Genomic DNA, 20,959 nt, shown 5'->3' with positions numbered 1-20,959 from the left:
TTCGCCGCACCTTTACTCGTCGGAGAAGGATGGGTCTTCGGGCGGCGTTTCTGCACTGCCACTCCCTTCCATGCAAATTTTCACGCTCACCTACACAATAGGTCGCACATCTCATTGGTCAACGGTGCGAACGAGGAGTTGTAGGCACCCTAGCCGCGTGAGTTGTCGCGGCCGAATGGCCATGCTTGCATTTATATCGTAATACGATATTTAGATTGCCAATTTGCTTCCCCAGCTGCATCGCTCACCAAGTCGAAGGCGGAATGAAGCCCATAGAAATCGATCGCACCCTCGGCGATTTTACCACGAGCCCGCGCGTCCTTTTCGTCGCGACCATCGCGGTCTTCATCGCATCAGCTAGCGTCGCTGCCGGGGTCGGCCTGCTCGCCCTCATTCGCTTGTGCACGAATATCTCTTATTTCGGCGAGTTGTCCTTCACGCCTCATACGATCGGACAGAACCCGCTCGGTTGGAGCTCGATCTTGATCCCTATGACAGGCGCGCTGATCATCGGCTTCATGGCGCGCTATGGCAGCGAGAAAATTCGCGGTCACGGAATTCCGGAGGCGCTGGAGGCCATTCTTTTGGGCCGCTCACGCCTCAGTCCTAAGGTCGCTGTCCTGAAGCCTATTTCATCGGCGATCTCGATTGGCACAGGCGGCCCTTTCGGTGCCGAAGGTCCAATCATCATGACCGGCGGTGCGCTTGGGTCGCTCATCGCTCAAATGCTTCCCGTTAGCGACAACGAGCGAAAGACCCTTCTCGTCGCGGGTGCGGCTGCTGGGATGACAACTGTCTTCGGCACTCCCATTGCCGCGGTGATGCTCGCCGTCGAACTTCTGCTTTTCGAGTGGGCGCCGCGCAGTTTCATTCCGGTTGCCGTGGCCGCTGCGGTGGCCGCGGTCGAACGCACGTATCTCCACATGCCGTCGACCCTGTTTCCCTTTTCGGCTGACGTGCAGATTTCGATCACGGGGCTGTTGATCTGGGTAACGGCAGGAGCAATCGCGGGCCTGCTTTCGGGGTGCCTCACGAAGCTCGTCTACACGACAGAAGACTTGTTTTCCAAGCTACCAATCCACTGGATGTGGTGGCCGATGATCGGTGGCCTATTCGTCGGCATAGGAGGCATTATCGACCCGCGGGCCTTGAGCGTCGGCTACGACAATATCGATCATCTTCTCAAAGGCGATCTCTCCACCATGAGCGCCGTGTCGCTGATGCTGGTCAAAATGACCATTTGGGGTATCGCGCTCGGCTCCGGCACGTCCGGAGGCGTCCTCGCCCCGCTGCTCATCATTGGTGGCGCTACAGGGATGGTGCTAACAGCCGTCATGCCAACAGCGAGCGCGGGTTTCTGGCCATTTCTGGTCATGGCCGCGACGATGAGCGGAACGATGCGCGTCCCGCTCACTGCTACCTTCTTTGCCGTCGAACTGACTGGCGCAATGAACTGCTTCCTGCCTGTCATGGCGGCTTGCGTTACGGCTTATTGCGTCGCGATCCTCACGACGCGCCGCTCCATACTGACGGAACGGCTGGCGCGACGTGGACACCATATTGTCTGCGAATATCACGTTAGCGCGTTTGCCACGACTCGCGTCGGGGATGTTATGACCCAAAACGTTCAGGTGGTGCCGGGCTCAATGACATTGCGCGAAGCAGCCGCGTTCCTGGTAGATCCGTCAACGACGCATCCCACGTTTCCAGTTGTCGACAGACAAATGCGTGTGCTCGGGATAATCGATCCCCCCGCGATCATCCGTTGGCGTCGGCAAGGACATTCGCGCACGGTCACACTTGCTCAGCTTCTCGACGGAACCAAGCCAACGATCGCGCATCCCGACGAGCATCTCGGCGTTGTCGTCGAGCGAATGAATTCTGCGAACATCGCCCATCTGTCGGTTGTCGACAAACAAGATGGTCGACTTGTCGGGTACGTTTCCTGGAAGGACATGATCGGCTCCCAAGCAAATACACACGGCGAACGCCGAACAGCTTTCTTTGGGCTAGGCAAACGTGGTTCGCGCGAAGGAAGAATCCTGCGCTAACGTCCGCTAGGACCTCAGCCGATATTATCGACTTTCCAGAAGCTCCTAAGTAGCAGGCGCTGTCTCACAGGCCAGCGAACGGGACCCGCGACTGTGTTGAAACAGTCTCCGCAGTGGCCTATTGAATAGCAAATTGCGACGTTCACTGCTGCCAAAAGCGGAGAATGGTGAGATGTCTGAAGCTGCGCAGCCGAACGGACTGGATCTTACGCAGGGCTTTGCTGCTTCGGCGCTTTCGCCTGGTACAATGTTGCTGGGTCGTGTTGGCGATGACACGGTCCTGGTTGCTCGACATGGCGATGAGATTTTCGCTATCGGTGCGGTTTGCACGCACTACAACGGTCCCCTCGCCGAAGGCTTGCAGGTAGGCGACACGGTTCGCTGTCCACTGCATCACGCTTGCTTCAGCTTGCGCACAGGCGAGGCTCTTCGCGCCCCTGCACTCAGTCCCGTTGCCTGCTGGCGCGTCGATCGAGATGGCGAAATGCTCTTCGTGCGCGAAAAGATCAAGGTGGACCGTAAGCACGCGCGCAGTGGGACGGGATTGCGCTCGGTCGTCATCGTCGGTGGCGGGGCGGCTGGCAATGCCACCGCCGAGATGCTGAGGCGCGAAGGCTATGACGGGGCCATAACGATGCTTAGTGCCGACGATGCACTCCCATACGATCGGCCCAATCTTTCAAAGGACTTCCTCGCTGGCACGGCGCCTGCGGATTGGATACCGCTGCGCTCCGCCGAATTTTACGAAAAAAAGCAAATCGACATTCGCCTCGGCGCACCGGTTACTTCCATCGATACGGCGGCACGATGCGTGACGCTCAAAGACGGCGGCCGTGTCGCGTTCGACGCGTTGTTGCTGGCGACCGGCGCTACTCCCGTTCGTCTCGACGTTCCCGGTGTGGGTCTGCCGAAAGTTCATTACCTGCGCACGTTCGACGATAGCCTTTCACTCATCGCGAAAGCCAAGAATGCCAAGCGGATCGCCGTGGTCGGCGCGAGTTTCATCGGATTGGAGGCCGCGGCTGCGCTCAGAGAGCGTGGCCTCGAGGTGCATGTGATCGGGCCACAATCACGGCCACTCGAGCGCATCCTTGGCCCGGAGCTTGGCGACATGATCAAAGCCGTGCATGAGGAACACGGCGTCATATTCCATCTGGGCACGAGCGCCGCGGCGATCGACGAAAGCAGCATTGCGCTTACGAACGGAGAAATGATCGAAGCGGATCTCATTGTTGCCGGCATCGGCGTTCGACCCGATGTCGAACTCGCTTCGCAAGCCGGCCTAACGGTCGACAATGGCATCGTCGTCGACGAGTACCTGCAGACGAGCGCGCAGGGCATCTTCGCTGCGGGCGATATCGCGCGCTGGCCCGACCCGCTTACGGGAAACGCCATTCGCGTCGAGCATTGGGTCGTGGCCGAGCGGCAAGGCCAGACAGCCGCGCGCAACATACTCGGATACAATGAGCGGTTTGACGCTGTGCCGTTCTTCTGGAGCCAGCATTACGACGTCGCAATCCGCTACGTCGGACATGCCGAGCGCTGGACTCATGTCGAAATCAGCGGCGATCCCGCGGCGGGCAATTGCAGGGTTTCATATTTTCAAGAACGTAAAAAGTTGGCAGTCGCCACAGTATCGCGCGACCTCGCAAACCTCCGTGAAGAGGTCGAATTTGAGAATGCGATCGCCGCGCGGCCGTAGCTTGCCAGGGCTTGAAAACTAACCCGTCATTCCGGATTTGCGTTCGATGATGTCGATCGGATTTGAGGATTTTTCCGCCGCCTGCTCCTTCGCAGAGCGTTCAGCCTCCGCTTCGGAATAGAGTTTGCGTACAGCGTCATCCTGAGCCTTGCCGGCGGTGGCATCCCGCCGATTCCGCGAGCGCGAGATTCCATAGAAGAGCATCGCGCCCAAGACGACCGGGCCGACCATATACGCCAACACCTGGAGCAGATTGCTGACCCACTGACTTGAGATGCCGGTCATTATCGCCACTCTCGATAGTCGTGAACAATATCCAACAGTGCTTCACGTCAGCGGTTCCAATTCACCCCATATTTCCCCGAACGGAGCTGCGCTGTTCTATGTCGGCAAAAAGTGTGTTGAGCGCAGCTCAACCATTTCGCGCGCATTTGTCTGCATGCGAGCGAACCATCTCGATGAGCGGAACCGGCGAAAGGACAAATCTCCTGGTTTTCTTCAGGGAACATAAACGTGCTTGGCAAAGACTGCCAAGCACGCTCAGTGGACGCCATCCCACCATTCCGAAGCGCGACGCCACAAAACGCGTGGTGCGAAAAATCCAGGTCGCGATGGATGTGTCGCTGGGCCATATGATTGACGACGGCGCGCTCACGGCGAAGAGCCGGCCGCCGATCGTGCGAGAAAACTCGAACTGCGCGGCGCCAATTGCATGACCCCGAACGCCAAGCCAATTGCCGGTGCCGTGGCGGCGCGCAAACGCCAAGCCGAGGAATCGCCCAATCGAACGCAAGGAAAGGATCGCAACAATGAAACTAAGACCGCAAGTTCCCGCTACGCAGCGCGGCGATCATCGTTCAAGCGCCATGCTTTTTGGCCCGCTTCACCGCGAAATCGATCGCCTGTTCGATGATTTTTCGCGCGGGCTCACCTCTCAATCATCAATGTCTATGAATCTTCTGCCCAACATCGACGTTGCCGAAAGCGAAAGGGAGATCGACGTTTCGGTGGAGATGCCTGGGCTCGAACGGCGCGATGTCGAAATTTCTCTGGAAGACAACATGCTCACGATCCGTGGCGAGAAGAGAGTCGAGTCCAATCGGGAGAATAAGAACGTCTTCGTCAGCGAACGCGCCTATGGAAATTTCCTACGAACAATCGAGCTGCCGGCGGGCGTGGATACGTCGAAGATCAACGCAATGATGTCGGAAGGTGTGTTGAGGATTACGATCCCAAAACCCGCTCATGCCGAGGCAAAAAAAATCGAGGTGAAAGACGCCAAGGGCGGCAAGGAAAGTAAGTCGTCCGAGTCCTCACAAACGCATTAGGCAACGGCGAGAGAACAGGCGCCTCATCTGTTCAGGTGAGGCTCCTGCTCGTTATCTACGCCGGCGGCGCGCATTATTCGATTACTGGGGCGTGGCCAACAGTGTGCCGATATCGAGTTTTTTGCTCCCATGCGGCGGCGAAAATTGGAATGTCGCCGGATCGATGGTCGGGGCTTTTTTCCAGGTGAATTCGTTGATCTGCACCATTGCTGATGGATCATCCACGTCGCGGCTCGAGAGCTTGCATGGCAGATGGGGCGCCGCCTTTTCCACCCAGGACTCCCATTTTTCGGTCATCGTGACGACGTCAAAGCGATCGCATTCACGGCCGCCGACGGATTCCGTGCCTTTCGCCGTGATCTTTACACCCCCTCCTCCGGCCGCCGCCTGATCGAGCGCCGCAAAGAAATCAAAGATGCGCGCCTGAAACGCCATTAACCCGGCGATCAGCGTCATGTTTCCGAGCACTGACGGGCGAGCTGCCGTTTGCGCATACGCGTTGGTGTGGACGTTATAAATCGTCAGTACGGTCCCATCGGAGATATATTCATAGGCGTTGACGCCGCTGCTCGCCTTGATTCGAAACAAATTCGGCCGCCGCGTCGTAAACTGTCCCGTTCCTTGTGTTGTCGTATCCAACACATTGCTTGACCCGTGGAACGTCGTTTGAAAATCCATATCCTGCTGGGCGTCGATAAATTCTCGAAGCTCCTTCAGCGTGGGCGGCAATGCCGAGGCGGCTTCCGCATTCGCCGGACCTTCCGCCAATTCCTGGCCACTGGCCGGGACCGCAATCAAACAAAACAAAGTACAAAATAGCGCGCGAAATGACATGAAACTGCACCCACTTCTTCCGTCAGGGCGCCAAAACGGTCCGCCCGATGATCTTCTGCCTTATTCGGATTCCTGCGATGCGCGACAACATCGCTTAGCTTTTGATTTTCTCAGCGCCACTTCTGCGCTTGTCGTCAACGCGGCGTAAAAATTTCAGATCAACACGGAGGGATCCGAGGACGGCCCGGAGGGGTGCGGCAGCGACCGATCGGAAAGGGCCTGCAAAGAGGCCCAGGTGCTTCTCGACGCCGTGCTCGCCTACGACGAGATGTTGGCGAGCGAAGTGAGAAAATGATCGAGAATCCGGTGCCTTGTGGGGACCGGTATTTCGTTACACGCACTTGTCACAGATTTAAGATAAGCGGAACCCATCTGATCACTTAAGATCGGTTTTTGGGGGACTACACCTATGAGACTTATGACAGTGCTCGCTCTGGCGATCTTCAGCTTGGGCGGAATGGGTTCGGCGCAGGACGCTTTCGCAAAGGCGAAGCCGCACAAGGCGGCGCACCATCACAAGGTGAAAAAGGTCAAGAAAAAGGACTGCAAGGGCACCTTCAAGTACTGGAAGGGCGGCAAGTGCGAAGACTCTCGTAAGAAGAAGTAATTACATCGTCGGCCCCGGAGCCACTCCGGGGTCGATTTTTTATCTCACATTGATGGGGCGCACTACCCACGCGCAAATTTCGCGCTTGTTCATGCCCGCCATAGAGCGCCCAGAATGAAGCCCGCTGCCGCCGCCATGGCGAGCGTCGTATAGGGCTCCTTCTTCAACGACTTGTTCACTGCGCGTTTGAACTCGGTTCCGATGCTTTGAACGTCATCGATGACTGAGACGGCGTAGTCGGCGGTTTGATCGATATTTCGCTTGGCGGCGCTCGTCGCGTCGCGGACGGTCGATGAAACGTCTTGTTGAGCGGCCATAAAGTCTCTCCACGGCAATGATGCCATGGAAATCACCGATCAGGGCCATTGGTTCCCATCTGGCAACGCCGGGGCCCCGTAGCAATGAAAAGCGCGGGCCTTGCGACCCGCGCTTTCCAGCGTTCGGCCAGTGTCCCCGCTCCCCCGAGCTTCTCCCCAAAGATGCGAGAGGGTCGCCGGAGCGCTGATGCTAGCGAATGAACTGATTGACGAAGTCCGCGCCGAGACCGACCGCTTCGTAGTGTTTGCGGCAGGCTTCGATGAGCTGGAAGTTGTCCTCGACGAGCGTGACTTTATCCTGCTCGTCGATGTACAGCGTCGCGCCCTGAATGATGAACATGGTCTGCATTTCGTCGCCGCTGTCGCATGTCAGAGTGTGCGTCTCTCCGGGCGGCTCCATGACGTAGGAGCCTTCCGTCGCGCGCCACGTATGCTCGAGATATCTCCAGCTGCCCTTGAGGACGAATCCGTGCACCGGCGACGGGTGACGATGACGCGATAGAACCCCGCCTTTTATGACTCTCAGCACTTCTCCGTGTGACCCTGAGTTCATGTCGAAAAACAGTGGGCGAAACCAGACGTTCGGCTCGAGCAGCACCCATACGCGCTCATCCTTCACCGGGCCCACGACCAGCTCGGGAATCATTCCGAGGTGAGCGAACTCAGGCGGATCGAACGTGACGTGTTCCGACTTGACCGGAGCGATAAGTGTCATCAGCAAAACCTCTCAGGATATGCGCGGGGCATCGGCAACGATCGGATGGAATTCGCCGCGAAAGTAAACGAGCGGGATGCCCTCAGGAGCGCGCCGCATTTTCGCAACCTTACCGACGACGATCTCGTGATCGCCTCCATCGTATGTGGCCCACAGGCGGCACTCGAAAGCGGCGATGGCGTCCGGCAACACGGGGCAGCCCAGTGATCCGCGAACCCACTCGAGACCTTCGAAGCGATCCGCGATCGGAGCCGCGAAACGCTTGGCGAGTTCGACATGCTCATGACGGAGCACGTTCACGCAGAACGATCCGCTGCCCTTCACGAGATCGACGCTGGCCGCGCCTTTGCGGACGCTATAAAGGACGAGCGGTGGCGTCAGGCTGACGGGCTGGAAGGACGATGCGGTCAAGCCGAAGCGTGCTCCTTCCTCCGTCGTTCCCGTGATGATCGTGATGCCCGTTGCAAAGCAGCCGAGCGCCTTGCGCAGGTCCAAAGGATCGTCAGGCGTTATCCAATCGTCGGCAACAATCATTCCGCAGCGGCCTTCTTGGTTTGAATCTCGGCGGTCAGCTTTTGGATGATGCGCTGCTTTCCGGCGTCATCGAGCTTGCCGAGCTCGTTCATCAGAACGGGCTCATCGACCTTCTGATTCCACCAGTCGACCGCTTCGGCGCCGAACAGGCCCCACTTGCCGATGAGCTGCGCCGTGACTTCGTTCGAGGGTGCCATGATCCAGCCGGCCTTCGAGTCGCGTACGAGACGCTCCAGCTCGAGATCGCGCATGTAGCCGCGACCACCGCACGCTTGCAGCATCTTGTCGGAAACTTCGAAACAGAAGCGAGTCGAGATGAACTTCGCCTTGAAGCACCATAACGCGTATTCGGCGCGCGGCATCGCCTTTGGGTCTTCGTAGTAAATGTCCCAGCGTCCGCCATCCGTTGCGTCGTCAAGAGCCTTGGCGACCGAGTAGGCATAGAGGCGAGAGGCCTGGCCGTCCATGATCGCACGGCCGAAGGTATCCTGGATCGTAGGGTAGTCTGCAACGCGGCGGCCATACTGCACGTGGGCCTTGCGGGTTACATGGCGTTTCGCAACATCGATACACGCAAGTCCGAGGCCGTTGTACGAGCCCGCATACATCAGCATCGCGAGCGGGTCGATGGCTTCGTCGTTCGACATCGCGCCGTCACCTGGCCATCCGACGATGCGGTTTAATGGAACGACGGTATCGATTTCGACGGGCCCGGATTGGTTCCCGTGCATGCCCATCGCGTCCCACTTACCCGCGGAGCCGCGCACCTCGTTCTTGTAGAACAGGAAGACGGAGAGGTTGCCGTAGTTGCCGTCGAAATCCGGGCTTGTCGTTTGCGAGATGTACCAATCGGCGTAGCCAGACGATGTCGTCCAAGCAGCCTTCTTGTGGACGTGCCATCCGTCTTCGACGCGCTTCGCGCCGGACATCTTCGGGTACCAGAAATGACCGCCGGTTTCGGGGTCGGTGTAGGATGCCGTGCCGATAAGGGCTTCGCTGTCGATGCGCGACAGCAGGCTTTCGATCTCGCTGTTGCCTTTGGCACGATAGACGAGCCCTGCGACCGCCACCATGTGCATCATGTAGATCAGCGCAGTGGACGGACAGCCGTAACGCGCAATCGTCTCGGCGATCATGGTGAGGCCGACGTGGTTTTCGCCCCTGCCGCCGAATTCCTTGGGGACGATCGCCGCCAGGAGCCGTAGCTTGGCGAGCGCTTCGACGTTCGCGCGCGGATACGCGTTGGTCTTGTCGCACTCGATCGCGTTTGGCCTGAGGACCTTGTGGCAAACCTCGATCAGCTCGCGGCGCAGCTCTTTTTGTTCGCGCGTCAGGAACCAGTCCGGATCGAATTCCGCGTCAAGTCCGTAATAGGCGCTATCGCCCCACATTGTCGTCATTATTATCTCCCGGCAGCGGCCAACCCCCGCTCCTATTCGAGGAATGATGGGCGGTAGGGAGGGGGGTCGTCTCTCGGAAAATTGCGCTATTTGCTCAGGAAAGCGCGCGGCGCCGCCATTCGCGCGGGGGCATGCCGACCTGGCTGAGGAAAACCTGACCGAAATGGCTCTGGCTTTCGAACCCGACGAGCGCGGCGACCTCTATGATCGTCGCGGTGCGGCTCAAGAGCAGTTCCTTGGCGTGTTCGATACGCAGGCCGACGAGCCAACGGTGTGGCGGCATGCCAACGGCTGTCTTGAAGGCGCGCACAAAGTGAAACCGGCTGAGGCCCGCTGCGCTCGCAAGGTCGTCGAGCGAAATATCCTGAGATAGCCGATCCTCGACAACCTCCAGGACGCGCCGAAGCTGACGCGCAGTCAGCGCTCCGGCGCTGCCCTTCGAACCGGATTTTCCGTTCTTCTCGCAATGACGAAACAGGATGCGGCGCGCGAGAACATCCGCCGCCATATCGAAGAAAAGCGTCGAAATGCGCCCATAACGCTGCATTTCTTCGGTGAGCGCCAAGATCGTGTGACGAAGCCGCGTGTCGGTGAATGCGAGCCGGTCGCAGATTTCCGCCCGCCCCTTACCGGCATCGGACGCGACGCGTTCGAGAAAATCAGCGTGAAGGAAAACGTGCGCTTCCTCCGTCGGCCGATCCCAGCGCCAGATGTTGCTGCGTTCCGCCGCCATGATCAGGGATTGGCCAGGCAGAACGCGCGCCTTGACCTTCTCTCCCCCGAGGCGCGCTTCGATGATCAATGGCCCGCCGAGCGTGACCGAGATGTAGTGAAAGGGAAGCTGGGGCGCCTCGACTTCTTCCGCCAGTCCGTCAAAACGAAAATGGCCGACGGCGAGAACCTCCGATGCCGCGAAGCTTTGGGGCTTCACGGGGTTTCCGCCAAGTTTGCCGATCCAAGCCCTCGCCGACGAAATGTCGGGGTGCGCATCACGTTGGGGTGCGAGGCTGTCTGATAAATTCAGCATAGCGAAATTATGCCTTGCAAATTTCGCCTGACAAGTCGAAATTTTAGGCGTTGGCAATCAAAGGACTAGGGGGTCGGAAAATGTCGGCGGCGAAAGAAAGGGCGGCGACCGTCTCTGCGGATGAGGATCTGACGCCTTCGCGAGTGGGCGCCGAGATCCGGGATTTGCGAAAAGCCAAGCGGCTGACGATCAAGGAACTCTCTCTCGCGACGTCGCTATCGATCGGACACTTAAGCGAAATCGAGCGCGGGATCGCATCTCCGGGCATCAAGACGCTGCACGATATCGCCAAGGCGCTCGGCGTCACCATCGGGTGGTTTCTGCATAACGCAGAAGGCGGAGATCCGGACGAGCGCGACTATATCGTTCGCGCCAGCAACAGGCGGACCTTACGTTTTTCATCGGGGATAACCGACGAGCTTCTGTCTCCTAATCTCCGGGGGCAGCTCGAGTTGCTGATGTCGCGATTTCCCCCGGGAGCGACCGAGACCGGATCGCCCTATACGCATCAGGGTGAAGAGGCCGGCTTGGTTCTCACGGGCTCGCTCGAGCTCTGGATTGGCGAACAATCGTTCACGCTACGGGAAGGCGATAGCTTCAGTTTCCCATCGACGACGCCGCACCGCTATCGCAATCCCGGCAACGTCGAGACTGTCGTGGTGTGGGCCATTACGCCACCATCGTATTGAGGCTCAAATAATTGGCGGCGTGCAGGCGCAGGCGATAATCGCTTCGATCTTGCCGATATTGCGCAGGCGATAGGGTACACGCCCGAAGAGCTGGTAACCTCCGCCTTTGGTCAGCCGGCGGATCTCACCATCCGCCTCCACTTCAATCGTTCCTTGAACGACAACGACCGCGGTTTCGCCGTCGAACACGATCGGATCTTCGCCGGTGCCTGCACCCGGCTTATAGCGCTCGATAAACATTTGCAGCTTCTTCTCGCGGCGCTCGCTGCCGAGCACACGGAGATCGGCGGCGCCGCGCGAGACGACCGCGAGATCTTCCGCGTCGTAAAAAAGCGCGTTCTTCTGCGACACGGGTAGAGCAAAAAAGTCAGCAAGCGAAATCGGGATCGCAGCCAGGAGGCGATGCAGGGACGCGAGCGACGGAGCGTGCGTTTCCTGCTCGATCATCGAAACCGTCGCGTTCGTGACGCCTGCACGTTTGGCGAGTTCGCGCTGCGAAAGGCCTGCCGCCTCACGCACGGATTTGAGACGCGAGCCGACGGCAAGCTCGCTCGCCTCCTCCGCCCGGGCGCGGTTTTTTGTTGCGACCGCGGTCTTGCTCTTCTTCGTTTGTGCCATCGTTTCCTGTTTGCGCTGCAGCGGTTTCGGCTCGATCATATTTTTATAGCAATGTGTTCGATAAATTTATACACTGCTTCCAATCGTATCCAACGGGGAGAACGCCGATGGCGGCTTTGGACGACTTCGCATTCCTATCCGGCAAAATCTACGCTGGAGGCAAATTCGTCGCCAGCAAGGCCCGCGAGCACTTCGACGTCATCGATCCAGCCACCGAAGACAAGATCGGATCGATCGCCGATTGTCCCGACGATGAAGTCGATGCCGTCATGGATACGGCCAATGATGCACGCCGCGTTTGGATGGCGATGGACGCACGAAGCCGGGCGGTCGTCCTTCACGATATCGCGGCCACGCTTCGCCGGGACCGGCGGCCGTTCGCGGAGTGCCTGACGCGCGAAGAGGGCAAGCCGTTCAAGGAATCCGTCGACGAGGTTTCCTGGTGCGCCACGGCGATCGACTACTATGCCGAGCTTGCGCGGCACGAGACGGGACGTCTCGCGGGTGCGACGGTGCCGGGGCAATTTCACTTCAGCGTCAAGGAACCGCTCGGCACGATCGTGATCATCCTGCCGTTCAACTATCCACTCGTTTTGTTGTGCTGGGAAGCCGCGGCGGCGCTGGCGGGCGGGAACTCCGTCATCATCAAGCCGCATGAGCAGACGAGCCTCACGACGCTGAAGTTCATGGAGGTTTTCGCAGGTCTACCGCCCGGATTGCTGCAAGTCGTGACCGGCGGCGCGCGCGTCGGCCAGCGGCTTATCGCCAGCCCGAAGACGCATGGCGTCGCCTACACGGGTTCCGTTGCAGTGGGTCAGGCGGTGGCGCGCACGTGCGCGGAGAGTTTCAAGCCGAGCCTCATCGAAGCTTCGGGCAACGATCCATTCATTGTCATGCCGTCGGCGCCGCTCGACATGGCCGTCAGGGGCGCGGCGTTTGCCGCCTACCTCAATTGCGGGCAGGTGTGCACGTCGGCCGAGCGGTTCTACGTGCATGAATCCATTCACGATGCCTTCGTCGAAGGGCTCGTCGAGGAAGCACGCAAGCTGCGCATCGGCAACGGACTCGGCGCCGTCGATCTCGGCCCGCTCGCGACCAGCCGTCAGCGCGATCGTTTCGAAGGGCTGATGGCGCGGGCGCGTCAACAGGGTGCCAAGGCCGCAACCGGCGGCGGACGTCCTGCGACGCTCAATCGGGGCTGGTTCGTCGAGCCGACCGTTCTCACTGGCGTGACGCCCGATATGGAGATCCTGAACGAGGAGCCGTTCGGCCCCGTCGCGCCGATCTGCAAGGTGAAATCTTTCGACGAGGCTATCACTCTCGCCAATCGCTCGCGCTTCGGGCTTGGCGCCAACCTCTATTCGCTCGACATGGATGAAGCCTTCCGCGCGGTACGCGAAATCGAAAGCGGCATCCTGTGGGTGAATGCGCCTCTGCTCGATAACGACGCCCTGCCCTTCGGCGGACGAAAGCTTTCGGGCAGCGGACGCCAGCTCGGGCCGGAGGGCCTTGCGCAGTTCCAGAACACCAAGTTCGTGATGATCGACCCCAAAGCCTCGAACCAGGACTTCTGGTGGTTTCCCTATTCCAAGGCGGAAAGCTTCGAACCCAGCGCATGAAAATTCTTCTCGTCACAGCCCATCCGCGCGCGGAATCGCTCACCTTCGCCGCCGCCAAAGCGTTTGCCGAGGCGGCGAAGGGCAACGGCCACGAGATCGAAATTGCGGATCTCACGGCGGAAGGGTTCGATCCGGTTCTCAGGGAGCCTGACGAACCGGATTGGTCCGATTCAAATAAGGTTTATTCCGCAGCGGTGCGGGCCGAGATGGCGCGCATCGAGCGCAACGACGCGACCGTGATGGTCTTTCCGGTGTGGTGGTGGTCGATGCCAGCGCTTCTCAAAGGCTGGATCGATCGCGTCTGGAACAACGGCTGGGCTTACGGCGACCGGAAATATCCGCACAGCCGCGCATGGATGCTTGCGATCGCGGGGAGTTCGGCAGAGGCCTACGCAAAGCGCGGTTATGACGATGCCATGCGCACTCAGCTCGAAGTCGGCATTCTTGGCTATTGCGGCATTGCGGAGACGCGGCTCGAGATTCTGTTCGACGCGATCGAAGGACCACCGGGGCCCGAGACCATTCTCGCGACCGCACGGCGTCTCGGATCTGAATTCTGAACCCGCTCAGCTTTTGATGCGCTCGCCCTTCGGATCGTACCACGGCCCGAGCTGCGCGCGGGCGGGATAGCGCTTCCAGGCTACTTCCACTTCGAGTGGCGCAGCGGCAAGCCACTCGGCGGTGACGCCCTCATCGCAGCGCACGTAGCCCATGCCGAGCGATGCGCCGATGCGGTGGCCATAGCCGCCGGACGTCACCGAGCCGATCACCTTGCCATCGCGCCAGATCGGCTCCTCATGATAGAGCAACGGAGCGTCAGCCCCTTCGAGCTGAATTTGCACGAGCCGCCTTTTGAGGGGACCGCTTTCGCGTTGCTTTAGCAGTGCCTCGCGGCCGACGAAGCCGCCCTTCTTGTCCCAGGTGACTGCGAAGCCGAGGCCGCCTTCCAGCGGCGTGTCGTCCTCGCCGATATCGTGCCCCCAGTGCCGGTAGCCCTTTTCCATGCGCAGCGAATTCATTGCGAAGTAGCCGGCTTGCTTCAGACCAAAGGCTTTGCCAGCCTCGACGAGGACATCGAAGATGTGTTGAGCGAATTCGGCCGGCATCAGAATTTCGAAGCCGAGTTCGCCGACGAAAGTCACGCGGTTGACGCGAGCCTTCGCATAACCGATCTCGATTTCGCGGCTGGTGCCGAACGGGAATGCCGCGTTCGACAGATCGGCGTTCGAGATGGCGCTTAAAAGCTCGCGCGATTTTGGGCCCATCAGCGCCAGCATCGGCAGACCCGACGAGATATCGCGGGCGAAAGCGTGCGCATCCTTCGGGAGATGGCGCGTCAGCCAGGCGAAATCGCGAACCTGCGAAACCGCTATCGAGACCACCATGAAGGACGTCTCTGAGAGGCGCGTGACGGTGACGTCCGCCTCGATGCCGCCGTGCTCGTTGAGCCACTGCGTGTATACGAGACGGCCGACGGGAACGTCGATGTCGTTGGCGCAGATGCGATTGAGCGCGGCACACGCGTCGCGTCCATCGACTGCGAACTTTGTGAAGCAGCTGTGGTCGAACAAGGCAACGGCATCGCGCGTGGCCCGGCACTCCTCGGCAGTCAAGCCGAACCAGTTCTGACGCCCGTAGCTATATTCGATTTCGGGCTTCGTTCCCGGCGCACCAAAGAAGCCGGGACGCTCGTAACCTGCGGCTTCCGTCATGAACGCGCCTTGGGCGATCAGCCGGTCGTGGAAGGGGCTGCGGCGAACGTTGCGCGCGGTTTCGAACTGCCGGTAGGGCCAGTGCATGTCGAAAAGCAGACCGAGTGTTTCGGTCGTTCGTTCATAAAGATACTTGCTGTTCGACTGGAACGGCATCATGCGGCGCACATCGACGTCCGTCAGCTCGACAGGCGGCCGACCGTCGCGAATCCACTGCGATAGCGCCTTGCCGACGCCACCCGATGAGAGGATGCCGATGGAGTTGAAACCGCAGGCGCAGAACAGGTTTTCGACTTCGGGCGTTTCGCCGAGCAAATAGCGGTCATCGGGCGTGAAGCTTTCGGGCCCGCAGAAGAAGAGCTGGATGCCGGCTTCCGCGAGCATCGGCACGCGGTTCATCGCCTTTTCCAATATCGGCTCGAAATGCTCGAAGTCTTCGGGCAGCGAGTCGAAGCAGAAGTCCGGAGAGATGCCGTTGTGGCCCCAGGGCTTAGCGTTCTTCTCGAAGCAGCCAAGAAGGATCTTGCCAGCGTCCTCCTTGTAGTAGGCCTCCTCGTCCGTGACGAAGAGAACGGGCAAATCGCGCGGCAGGTTCGGCAACTGTTCGGTGACGATATAGAAATGCTCTGCCGCATGGAGCGGCAGCGATACGCCGCTCAACGCCGCAAGATCACGCGACCACATTCCGCCGGAAATCACGACCTTCTTGGCGCGCACTTCGCCTTGATCGGTGATTGCGCCAACGGCACGGCCGTTTTCGACGAGGATGCGTTCGACACGGATGTTCTCGAGGATGGTGGCGCCGGCGTTGCGTGCGCCCTTCGCCATCGCGATCGTCACGTCGACCGGATTGACCTGACCGTCTTTCGGCGCCCAGAGGCCGCCGACGATGCCGTCGATATTCAGCGGCGACCACCGCTCCTTGAGTTCTTCCGGCCGCAGCACTTTGACCGGCAGCCCGAAATTACGCGCCATCGAGGCGCCGCGCTTCAGTTCCTCAAAGCGGCCTTCGTGCTTCGCAACGCGAAGGGCGCCGTTTTGACGAAAGCCGGTGGCCTGCCCCGTCTCGGATTCGAGGCTAGCGAAGAGTTCGCCGGTGTACTTTGCCAGCTCCGTCATATTGCGGGTGGCGCGGAGCTGCGTGACGAGACCGGCTGCATGCCAGGTCGTGCCGCACGTCAGCTGCTTGCGTTCGCAGAGCATGACGTCGGTGATGCCCAGCTTCGCCAAGTGATAGGCAATCGAGACGCCGGCGACGCCTCCTCCGACAATCAGAACCTCAACGCGATTCCGGAACGAAGACATCATACCCCGCCTATCGACTGATTTCCCTGAAGGGATCATCCTTCGCGCTTGTGAAATTTTCAATAGAAAATTTCACTTATGAATTATTGTTATCGGAAATTTTCAGAAAGCTGCTGGCTCGCGGCGGCGGCGCGAGAGCGTAAACCAGGCATACGCGAGGCCAACGGCAGTGAACACGGAACCTGCCAGAACGAAGGAAGCGACCGCGATCTGAGGCGTCGCGCTCGAGCGGAGCGAAAGCCAAAGCATTACCGGCAGCGTCTGCGTATCGCGCGTCGTCAGGAAGAGCGCCATGATGAATTCGTTCAGCGACGTGATGAACGCGAAGAGCCCTGCCGAGACGATACCCGTCATCGCGACGGGCATGATCACATTGAAGAACGCCCGGAGCGGCGACGCGCCGAGATCTCCCGCAGCTTCCATCAAGCTCTTATCGAGCGTCTCGAACGTCGGAATGAGAACGGTAATCGCCAATGGCAACGCCCAAAGAGTGTGCGCGCAGGCGACAAGAATTCTCGAACCGAAGAGGTCGTAGCCGAAGAGATTGATGGAACCGAGGCCCATCGCCACCGATATGCCCAGCACAACGCCGGGGACGAACAGCGGTAAAATCAAAAGCGTTTGCAGGACCGGACGAGCCTTCTTGCCGTTCGCCAATGCGTAGGACGCAGGCAGCGCCAGGACCATCGACATGACCGCGGTGATCAACGCAATCTGAAGTGAATTCCAGGCGGCGTTGATCCATTGAGCATCGTTGAAAAACACTCCGAACCAGCGCCCAGAAAAGCCGCGGATCGGAAAGCGGACGACGTTGTCATCGCTGAACGCCACTACCGCCGTGATCGCGAGCGGGAGCACCACGTATAATATGAAGAGCGCGGCGAAGGCACGATGGAGAATGCGAAAGGTGCGCTCCTCAAACATGGCTCGACCCCTTCCTGTGCCGCAGCCACTGGATTCCCATCGCCGCCACTGCGATGATCGCAATCAGCACGACAGCAATCGCGGCGGCCATCGGCCAATTGCGGCGCGTCAGCATCTGAAGTTGTATCTCGTAGGGCATCGTCCAGAGCGAATCCGGCCCGAGCGCATTCGTCGTTGCGTAGATGCCCATCGTGAAGACGAACGCCTGCGTAAAGGCGGCCGCGATACCGCCCTTCGCGAGCGGCAACAGAACGGTGAAAAATGTTCGTGCGGGCGACGCGCCGAGGTCAGCGCTGGCGGTCAGAAGATTGCGATCGATCCCGTTCAGGACGCTCAGGATCGAGAAGAAACAATAGGAAACCGAGATGTAGGACAGACCCACGATGGCCGCGAGCTCGGTGCCGAGAAGATTGACCTTCTGGTCGGCGAGCCCAGTCGACATCAGCGCGTAGGACAGCAGTCCATTCGATGGAAAGAACATCCGCCACCCGATGATGACGGAGACTTCCGAAATCAACATCGGTCCGATGGCGATCGCGAGGAGGATTATCCTGTTGCGGCCTTCGCGAAGCCAAACATACTGCGCAAAGAAGAATGCCGCGACGACCGTGACGATCGCCGTGACGAGCGAAATGTAAATCGTCTTGCCGATCACCGCGAGCATGTTCGGCTCGGTCAGCACCACGAGATAGTTTTTCAGCGACCAGGCTTCGACGTAGATGCCGCCCGCAGGATGCTCGTTGAAGCTCATGCGCACGAGATAAAGAAGCGGCCAGCCGAATGCGACGACGATGAACACCAGCGTCGGCAATATCAGCCACGGAAGTCTCGGTAGAGCGGCCGATAACTTGGAGCGCGCCGGCAGGATGTCGGTCTCGGCCGTCATGAGAGCGGAAAGTACGTTGCGTCGGCGCTCTTCCAGCCGATCCTGACCATATGATCAGGACCGACAGCGGGCGCTAAGGGACTATCGAAGAAGAGACTTCCGCGATCCGTTTCGGCATGAATTCGATAGATGCCGCCGAGATATTCGACCGACGTGACGCGCGCTGTCACGACGTTTTCGGCGCCCGCTCCGTTGACCAGCCCGAGGCTTGTCGGCCGGATGAACAGACGGCCCACCGGTGCGCTGGCGTCCGTCGTCGAGGCGCCGAGAATGGGCGGAAGCTGCAGAGAGCAGGACTCGCCGACGAACGTGTAGACGAATTCGCTCGCGGGCTTTTCGAAGATTTCTATCGGCGGGCCGATCTGCTCGATCTTGCCCTTGTTCATGACGGCGATACGGTCGGAGAGTGCCATCGCCTCGCTCTGATCGTGCGTCACGAAGACTGCGGTGAATCCCACTTCCTCGTGAAGACGGCGGATCTCGGTCCGAAGCTCGAGCTTGAGCTTCAGATCGAGTGCACTCATCGGTTCGTCGAAAAGCAATATGCTCGGCTCGACGACCATTGCGCGCGCCAGGGCCACGCGTTGCCGCTGGCCTCCCGACATCTCAGCCGGATAGCGCTCGCTGAAGCCTGCCATCCGAACGACATCGAGGATGCGCTTCACGCGCGGCGCGATATCGCCCGAGGCGACGCCACGCATCTTCAATCCGTAGGCAACGTTCTCCGCCACCGTGAGGTGGGGAAACAATGCCCCGGATTGAAAGACGGTGGCCGTATCGCGCTTGTAACTCGGCAGGCGGTCGACTCTGCGCCCCATGATCTCGATGATGCCGCCGTCAGGACGATCCATTCCGCCAATGAGACGGAGTGTGGTCGTCTTTCCGCAGCCGCTTGGACCGAGGAGCGTTAGGAACTCCCCTTTCTCAACGGAGAGATCGATCTCATCGACTGCGGCGTGACTTCCGTAACGCCTGACGACACGTTCCAATCGAAGGGCACAAACCATCCCGTCTTAGCCCTTCGAAGTCTTCAGCACTGCTTGCTGGAAGCGTTCACCCATTGCATCGAAGTTCGGCAAAAGCTGCTCCAGGCCCTGCATGGTCATCAGGCGCACGTTTTTCACCAGGTCTTCGTTCGTTTTAGGATAGTTGTGCCAGAAGGCCGGCACCGTCACATCCTTACGCGACATCACAGACATCTGCACTTGAATGAAGCGATCCTGTGTTTCTTTTTCAAGCAAATAACCGAGGAAGGCATCGGCGAGCGCATCGTGCTGCGTGCCTTTAACCTTGATGTACCAATCGCCATAGGCGACTGTGCCGTCGGCTGGAATGCCGGTCTTGAAAGTTGCGCCGCCGTTCTGAACAAGGCCGAGAGCGTCCGCCGAATAGATCTGCGCAAACGATGCCTGCTCCTGCAGCATAAGGAACGAGAGCTCCGCGCCGTCCTTGTAATACTTCGCAGGACGCAGTCGTTCGACCGCATCGAAGATTGGGTCGGATGCCATCTTGGGCTTCCACTCGTAGAAGGCCTGGAAGTCTTTTTTAGCGCCCCAGATCGCCGAAATGGCGATGAGCCACCAGTAAGCGCCGGCGTCGAGCGCGAGCTTGCCCTCGAGATCCTTGTCCCACATCGTCGACCAGCTGAGCGGCTTGTCAGCAGTGAGGGCGGTGTTCAACAGGGGCAGAGAGAAGCCTAGACCCAGCGGCACACCGTAGTCGCGTGCGCTCTCGGGCCGTGCGGTTAGAAAGAATGGCTGCAGGTCGGCGAGCTGCGGAAGCTTGGACCTATCCGTCTTCGCGTAGAGGCCTTCGGAGAGCGCGCCGAGCGTGGTGTATTCTTCAGAGATGGTGATGTCGAACGGAGGTTTACCTGCCGGCGCGGCCTTCATCTGCGCGACCATCTGATCCCAGCCGCCGACCAGCGAGATCTTGGTGCCGTACTTCGCATTGAAGGGGTCCGAGATTGCCGCTTTGAACGAGTCCAGGTACCCGCCCGACCAAGCACACACCGTCAACTCTTCACCCTTGAAGGCATCCTTGGCATCGAGCGCATACGCGCGGCCGATAATTGCGGGCATCGGCAGAAGCGCTGCACCAGCGGCCACGCTGCCGGCCTGCAATAGCTGGCGGCGAGACAGAGTTTTCTTGCCGGTCTTGTTTTCACCGTCATTCATTTCAGAAACTCCCGATGGATGATGCTGCTGATTGTGCGGTTGCAAAGTGCTGCTGCGGGCGGGTCTTTCGCCCAAATGCCGTAACCCCGGAAACGTCGACGCGCGTTGAGGGCAGATCATGGGTGGCGAGCCAGACGTTGCTTGTCGTGACGGCACGCAAGGCTTGGCTATCGATGCAACGAGGACGCAGAAGGCTCACGGGGATGGCTTTCGAAAAACCCCCGGCCGGCCCGATCGCCCATTCGGCATTCCAAGAATGCATCCTGCCCCTGTGGCCTGTGGCCGGCTTTGAAGATCGTTCAATTCCTCTGTGCGACATCCCAGTGCCCGCATCCCGCTTGCGTGCCACGATTTGAATAACCGTCCAAATTCGAGGCAGTTTGCGCACCACTTAGGCCGTGACAAACCGGAATGCGTATTTGCGATGATTTTCACGACCGTATTTCGCAAATTGATTTAAGTCAACGACGTCGTGTCCACTGTCGTTGCCTTTCGATTTTGCAGTGCGCAAAAA

General features: G+C 59.5%; 21 protein-coding genes. 8 read left to right on the top strand and 13 right to left on the bottom strand.

The genetic code is table 11. The features are described from left to right. The first annotated feature begins 263 nt into the window (after positions 1-263). Together AB4Z24_RS18885 and AB4Z24_RS18880 are read left to right on the top strand one after the other, a co-directional pair. The gene (locus AB4Z24_RS18885) at positions 264-2,051 is read left to right on the top strand and encodes a chloride channel protein (protein WP_441710608.1); all 1,788 of its coding nucleotides are present in this window, start codon (positions 264-266) and stop codon (positions 2,049-2,051) included. Between the two features lie 172 nt (positions 2,052-2,223). Then, on the top strand, positions 2,224-3,753 hold the full coding sequence (locus AB4Z24_RS18880; RefSeq protein WP_441710606.1) for an FAD-dependent oxidoreductase: 1,530 nt from the start codon (positions 2,224-2,226) through the stop codon (positions 3,751-3,753). 18 nt (positions 3,754-3,771) lie between these two features. Here AB4Z24_RS18880 and AB4Z24_RS18875 read toward each other — a convergent pair whose 3' ends face one another. Then, positions 3,772-4,038, bottom strand: a complete 267-nt coding sequence (locus AB4Z24_RS18875; protein ID WP_441710604.1) for a hypothetical protein — start codon at positions 4,036-4,038, stop codon at positions 3,772-3,774. Positions 4,039-4,211: 173 nt separating this feature from the next. Here AB4Z24_RS18875 and AB4Z24_RS18870 point away from each other — a divergent pair, with 173 nt between their 5' ends. Continuing rightward, on the top strand, positions 4,212-4,469 hold the full coding sequence (locus AB4Z24_RS18870; RefSeq protein WP_441710602.1) for a hypothetical protein: 258 nt from the start codon (positions 4,212-4,214) through the stop codon (positions 4,467-4,469). Positions 4,470-4,562: 93 nt separating this feature from the next. Continuing rightward, positions 4,563-5,081 (top strand): Hsp20/alpha crystallin family protein, encoded by a 519-nt coding sequence (locus AB4Z24_RS18865; protein ID WP_441710600.1) that lies wholly within the window; start codon positions 4,563-4,565, stop codon positions 5,079-5,081. A gap of 81 nt (positions 5,082-5,162) precedes the next feature. On the opposite strand, the gene AB4Z24_RS18860 is transcribed toward AB4Z24_RS18865, so the two are convergent. Then, positions 5,163-5,915, bottom strand: a complete 753-nt coding sequence (locus tag AB4Z24_RS18860) for a DUF2092 domain-containing protein (RefSeq protein ID WP_441710599.1) — start codon at positions 5,913-5,915, stop codon at positions 5,163-5,165. Positions 5,916-6,324: 409 nt separating this feature from the next. Between AB4Z24_RS18860 and AB4Z24_RS18855 the strand changes: the two genes are divergently transcribed. Next, entirely contained in the window at positions 6,325-6,522 is a 198-nt protein-coding gene (locus tag AB4Z24_RS18855) for a hypothetical protein (protein ID WP_441710597.1), read from the top strand. Between the two features lie 89 nt (positions 6,523-6,611). Here the strand turns inward: AB4Z24_RS18855 and AB4Z24_RS18850 are convergent, their stop codons facing one another. The 5 genes from AB4Z24_RS18850 to AB4Z24_RS18830 all read right to left on the bottom strand — a co-directional run bounded on the left by AB4Z24_RS18850 (position 6,612) and on the right by AB4Z24_RS18830 (position 10,515). Next, entirely contained in the window at positions 6,612-6,839 is a 228-nt protein-coding gene (locus AB4Z24_RS18850) for a hypothetical protein (protein ID WP_441710595.1), read from the bottom strand. A 190-nt stretch (positions 6,840-7,029) separates the two neighbouring features. Further along, a complete protein-coding gene (locus tag AB4Z24_RS18845; protein WP_441710593.1) occupies positions 7,030-7,554 on the bottom strand; it encodes a 2,4'-dihydroxyacetophenone dioxygenase family protein in 525 nt (174 codons plus the stop codon). A 12-nt stretch (positions 7,555-7,566) separates the two neighbouring features. Then, complete coding sequence (locus AB4Z24_RS18840) at positions 7,567-8,088, bottom strand: flavin reductase family protein (RefSeq protein WP_441710592.1); 522 nt, start codon at positions 8,086-8,088, stop codon at positions 7,567-7,569. Further along, positions 8,085-9,488: an acyl-CoA dehydrogenase family protein gene (locus tag AB4Z24_RS18835; RefSeq protein WP_441710591.1), complete on the bottom strand. Its 1,404-nt coding sequence runs from the start codon at positions 9,486-9,488 to the stop codon at positions 8,085-8,087. The genes AB4Z24_RS18840 and AB4Z24_RS18835 overlap by 4 nt, the downstream gene beginning before the upstream one ends. 94 nt (positions 9,489-9,582) lie before the next feature. Further along, a complete protein-coding gene (locus tag AB4Z24_RS18830) occupies positions 9,583-10,515 on the bottom strand; it encodes a helix-turn-helix domain-containing protein (protein WP_441710590.1) in 933 nt (310 codons plus the stop codon). 80 nt (positions 10,516-10,595) lie between these two features. On the opposite strand from AB4Z24_RS18830, the gene AB4Z24_RS18825 reads away from it, so the two are divergent. Then, complete coding sequence (locus AB4Z24_RS18825; RefSeq protein WP_441710589.1) at positions 10,596-11,204, top strand: cupin domain-containing protein; 609 nt, start codon at positions 10,596-10,598, stop codon at positions 11,202-11,204. A gap of 3 nt (positions 11,205-11,207) precedes the next feature. Here the strand turns inward: AB4Z24_RS18825 and AB4Z24_RS18820 are convergent, their stop codons facing one another. Then, positions 11,208-11,861 carry a helix-turn-helix domain-containing protein gene (locus tag AB4Z24_RS18820; protein ID WP_441710588.1) on the bottom strand — a complete coding sequence of 218 codons (654 nt, stop codon included), beginning with the start codon at positions 11,859-11,861 and terminating at the stop codon, positions 11,208-11,210. A gap of 68 nt (positions 11,862-11,929) precedes the next feature. On the opposite strand from AB4Z24_RS18820, the gene AB4Z24_RS18815 reads away from it, so the two are divergent. Both AB4Z24_RS18815 and AB4Z24_RS18810 read left to right on the top strand, forming a co-directional pair. Further along, positions 11,930-13,441, top strand: a complete 1,512-nt coding sequence (locus AB4Z24_RS18815; protein ID WP_441710587.1) for an aldehyde dehydrogenase family protein — start codon at positions 11,930-11,932, stop codon at positions 13,439-13,441. Then, positions 13,438-14,001 (top strand): NAD(P)H oxidoreductase, encoded by a 564-nt coding sequence (locus tag AB4Z24_RS18810; RefSeq protein ID WP_441710585.1) that lies wholly within the window; start codon positions 13,438-13,440, stop codon positions 13,999-14,001. The genes AB4Z24_RS18815 and AB4Z24_RS18810 overlap by 4 nt, the downstream gene beginning before the upstream one ends. 6 nt (positions 14,002-14,007) lie before the next feature. On the opposite strand, the gene AB4Z24_RS18805 is transcribed toward AB4Z24_RS18810, so the two are convergent. From AB4Z24_RS18805 to AB4Z24_RS18785, 5 genes are all read right to left on the bottom strand, one after another. Continuing rightward, a complete protein-coding gene (locus tag AB4Z24_RS18805; RefSeq protein ID WP_441710583.1) occupies positions 14,008-16,461 on the bottom strand; it encodes a GcvT family protein in 2,454 nt (817 codons plus the stop codon). A gap of 99 nt (positions 16,462-16,560) precedes the next feature. Beyond that, on the bottom strand, positions 16,561-17,382 hold the full coding sequence (locus AB4Z24_RS18800; protein ID WP_441710582.1) for an ABC transporter permease: 822 nt from the start codon (positions 17,380-17,382) through the stop codon (positions 16,561-16,563). Then, positions 17,375-18,268, bottom strand: coding sequence for an ABC transporter permease (locus AB4Z24_RS18795; RefSeq protein ID WP_441710581.1), 894 nt, complete (start codon positions 18,266-18,268; stop codon positions 17,375-17,377). Before AB4Z24_RS18795 ends, AB4Z24_RS18800 begins: the two co-directional genes overlap by 8 nt. Beyond that, positions 18,265-19,275, bottom strand: coding sequence for an ABC transporter ATP-binding protein (locus AB4Z24_RS18790; protein ID WP_441710580.1), 1,011 nt, complete (start codon positions 19,273-19,275; stop codon positions 18,265-18,267). The genes AB4Z24_RS18795 and AB4Z24_RS18790 overlap by 4 nt, the downstream gene beginning before the upstream one ends. Before the next feature lie 6 nt (positions 19,276-19,281). Then, positions 19,282-20,445: an ABC transporter substrate-binding protein gene (locus AB4Z24_RS18785; RefSeq protein ID WP_441710579.1), complete on the bottom strand. Its 1,164-nt coding sequence runs from the start codon at positions 20,443-20,445 to the stop codon at positions 19,282-19,284. Positions 20,446-20,959: the final 514 nt, after the last annotated feature.

The organism is Hyphomicrobium sp. 2TAF46 (assembly GCF_052114865.1).
GTDB lineage: Bacteria > Pseudomonadota > Alphaproteobacteria > Rhizobiales > Hyphomicrobiaceae > Hyphomicrobium_B.
The sequence above is the reverse complement of the archived record's forward strand: the minus strand, read 5'-3'. Positions and strand labels throughout refer to the sequence as shown.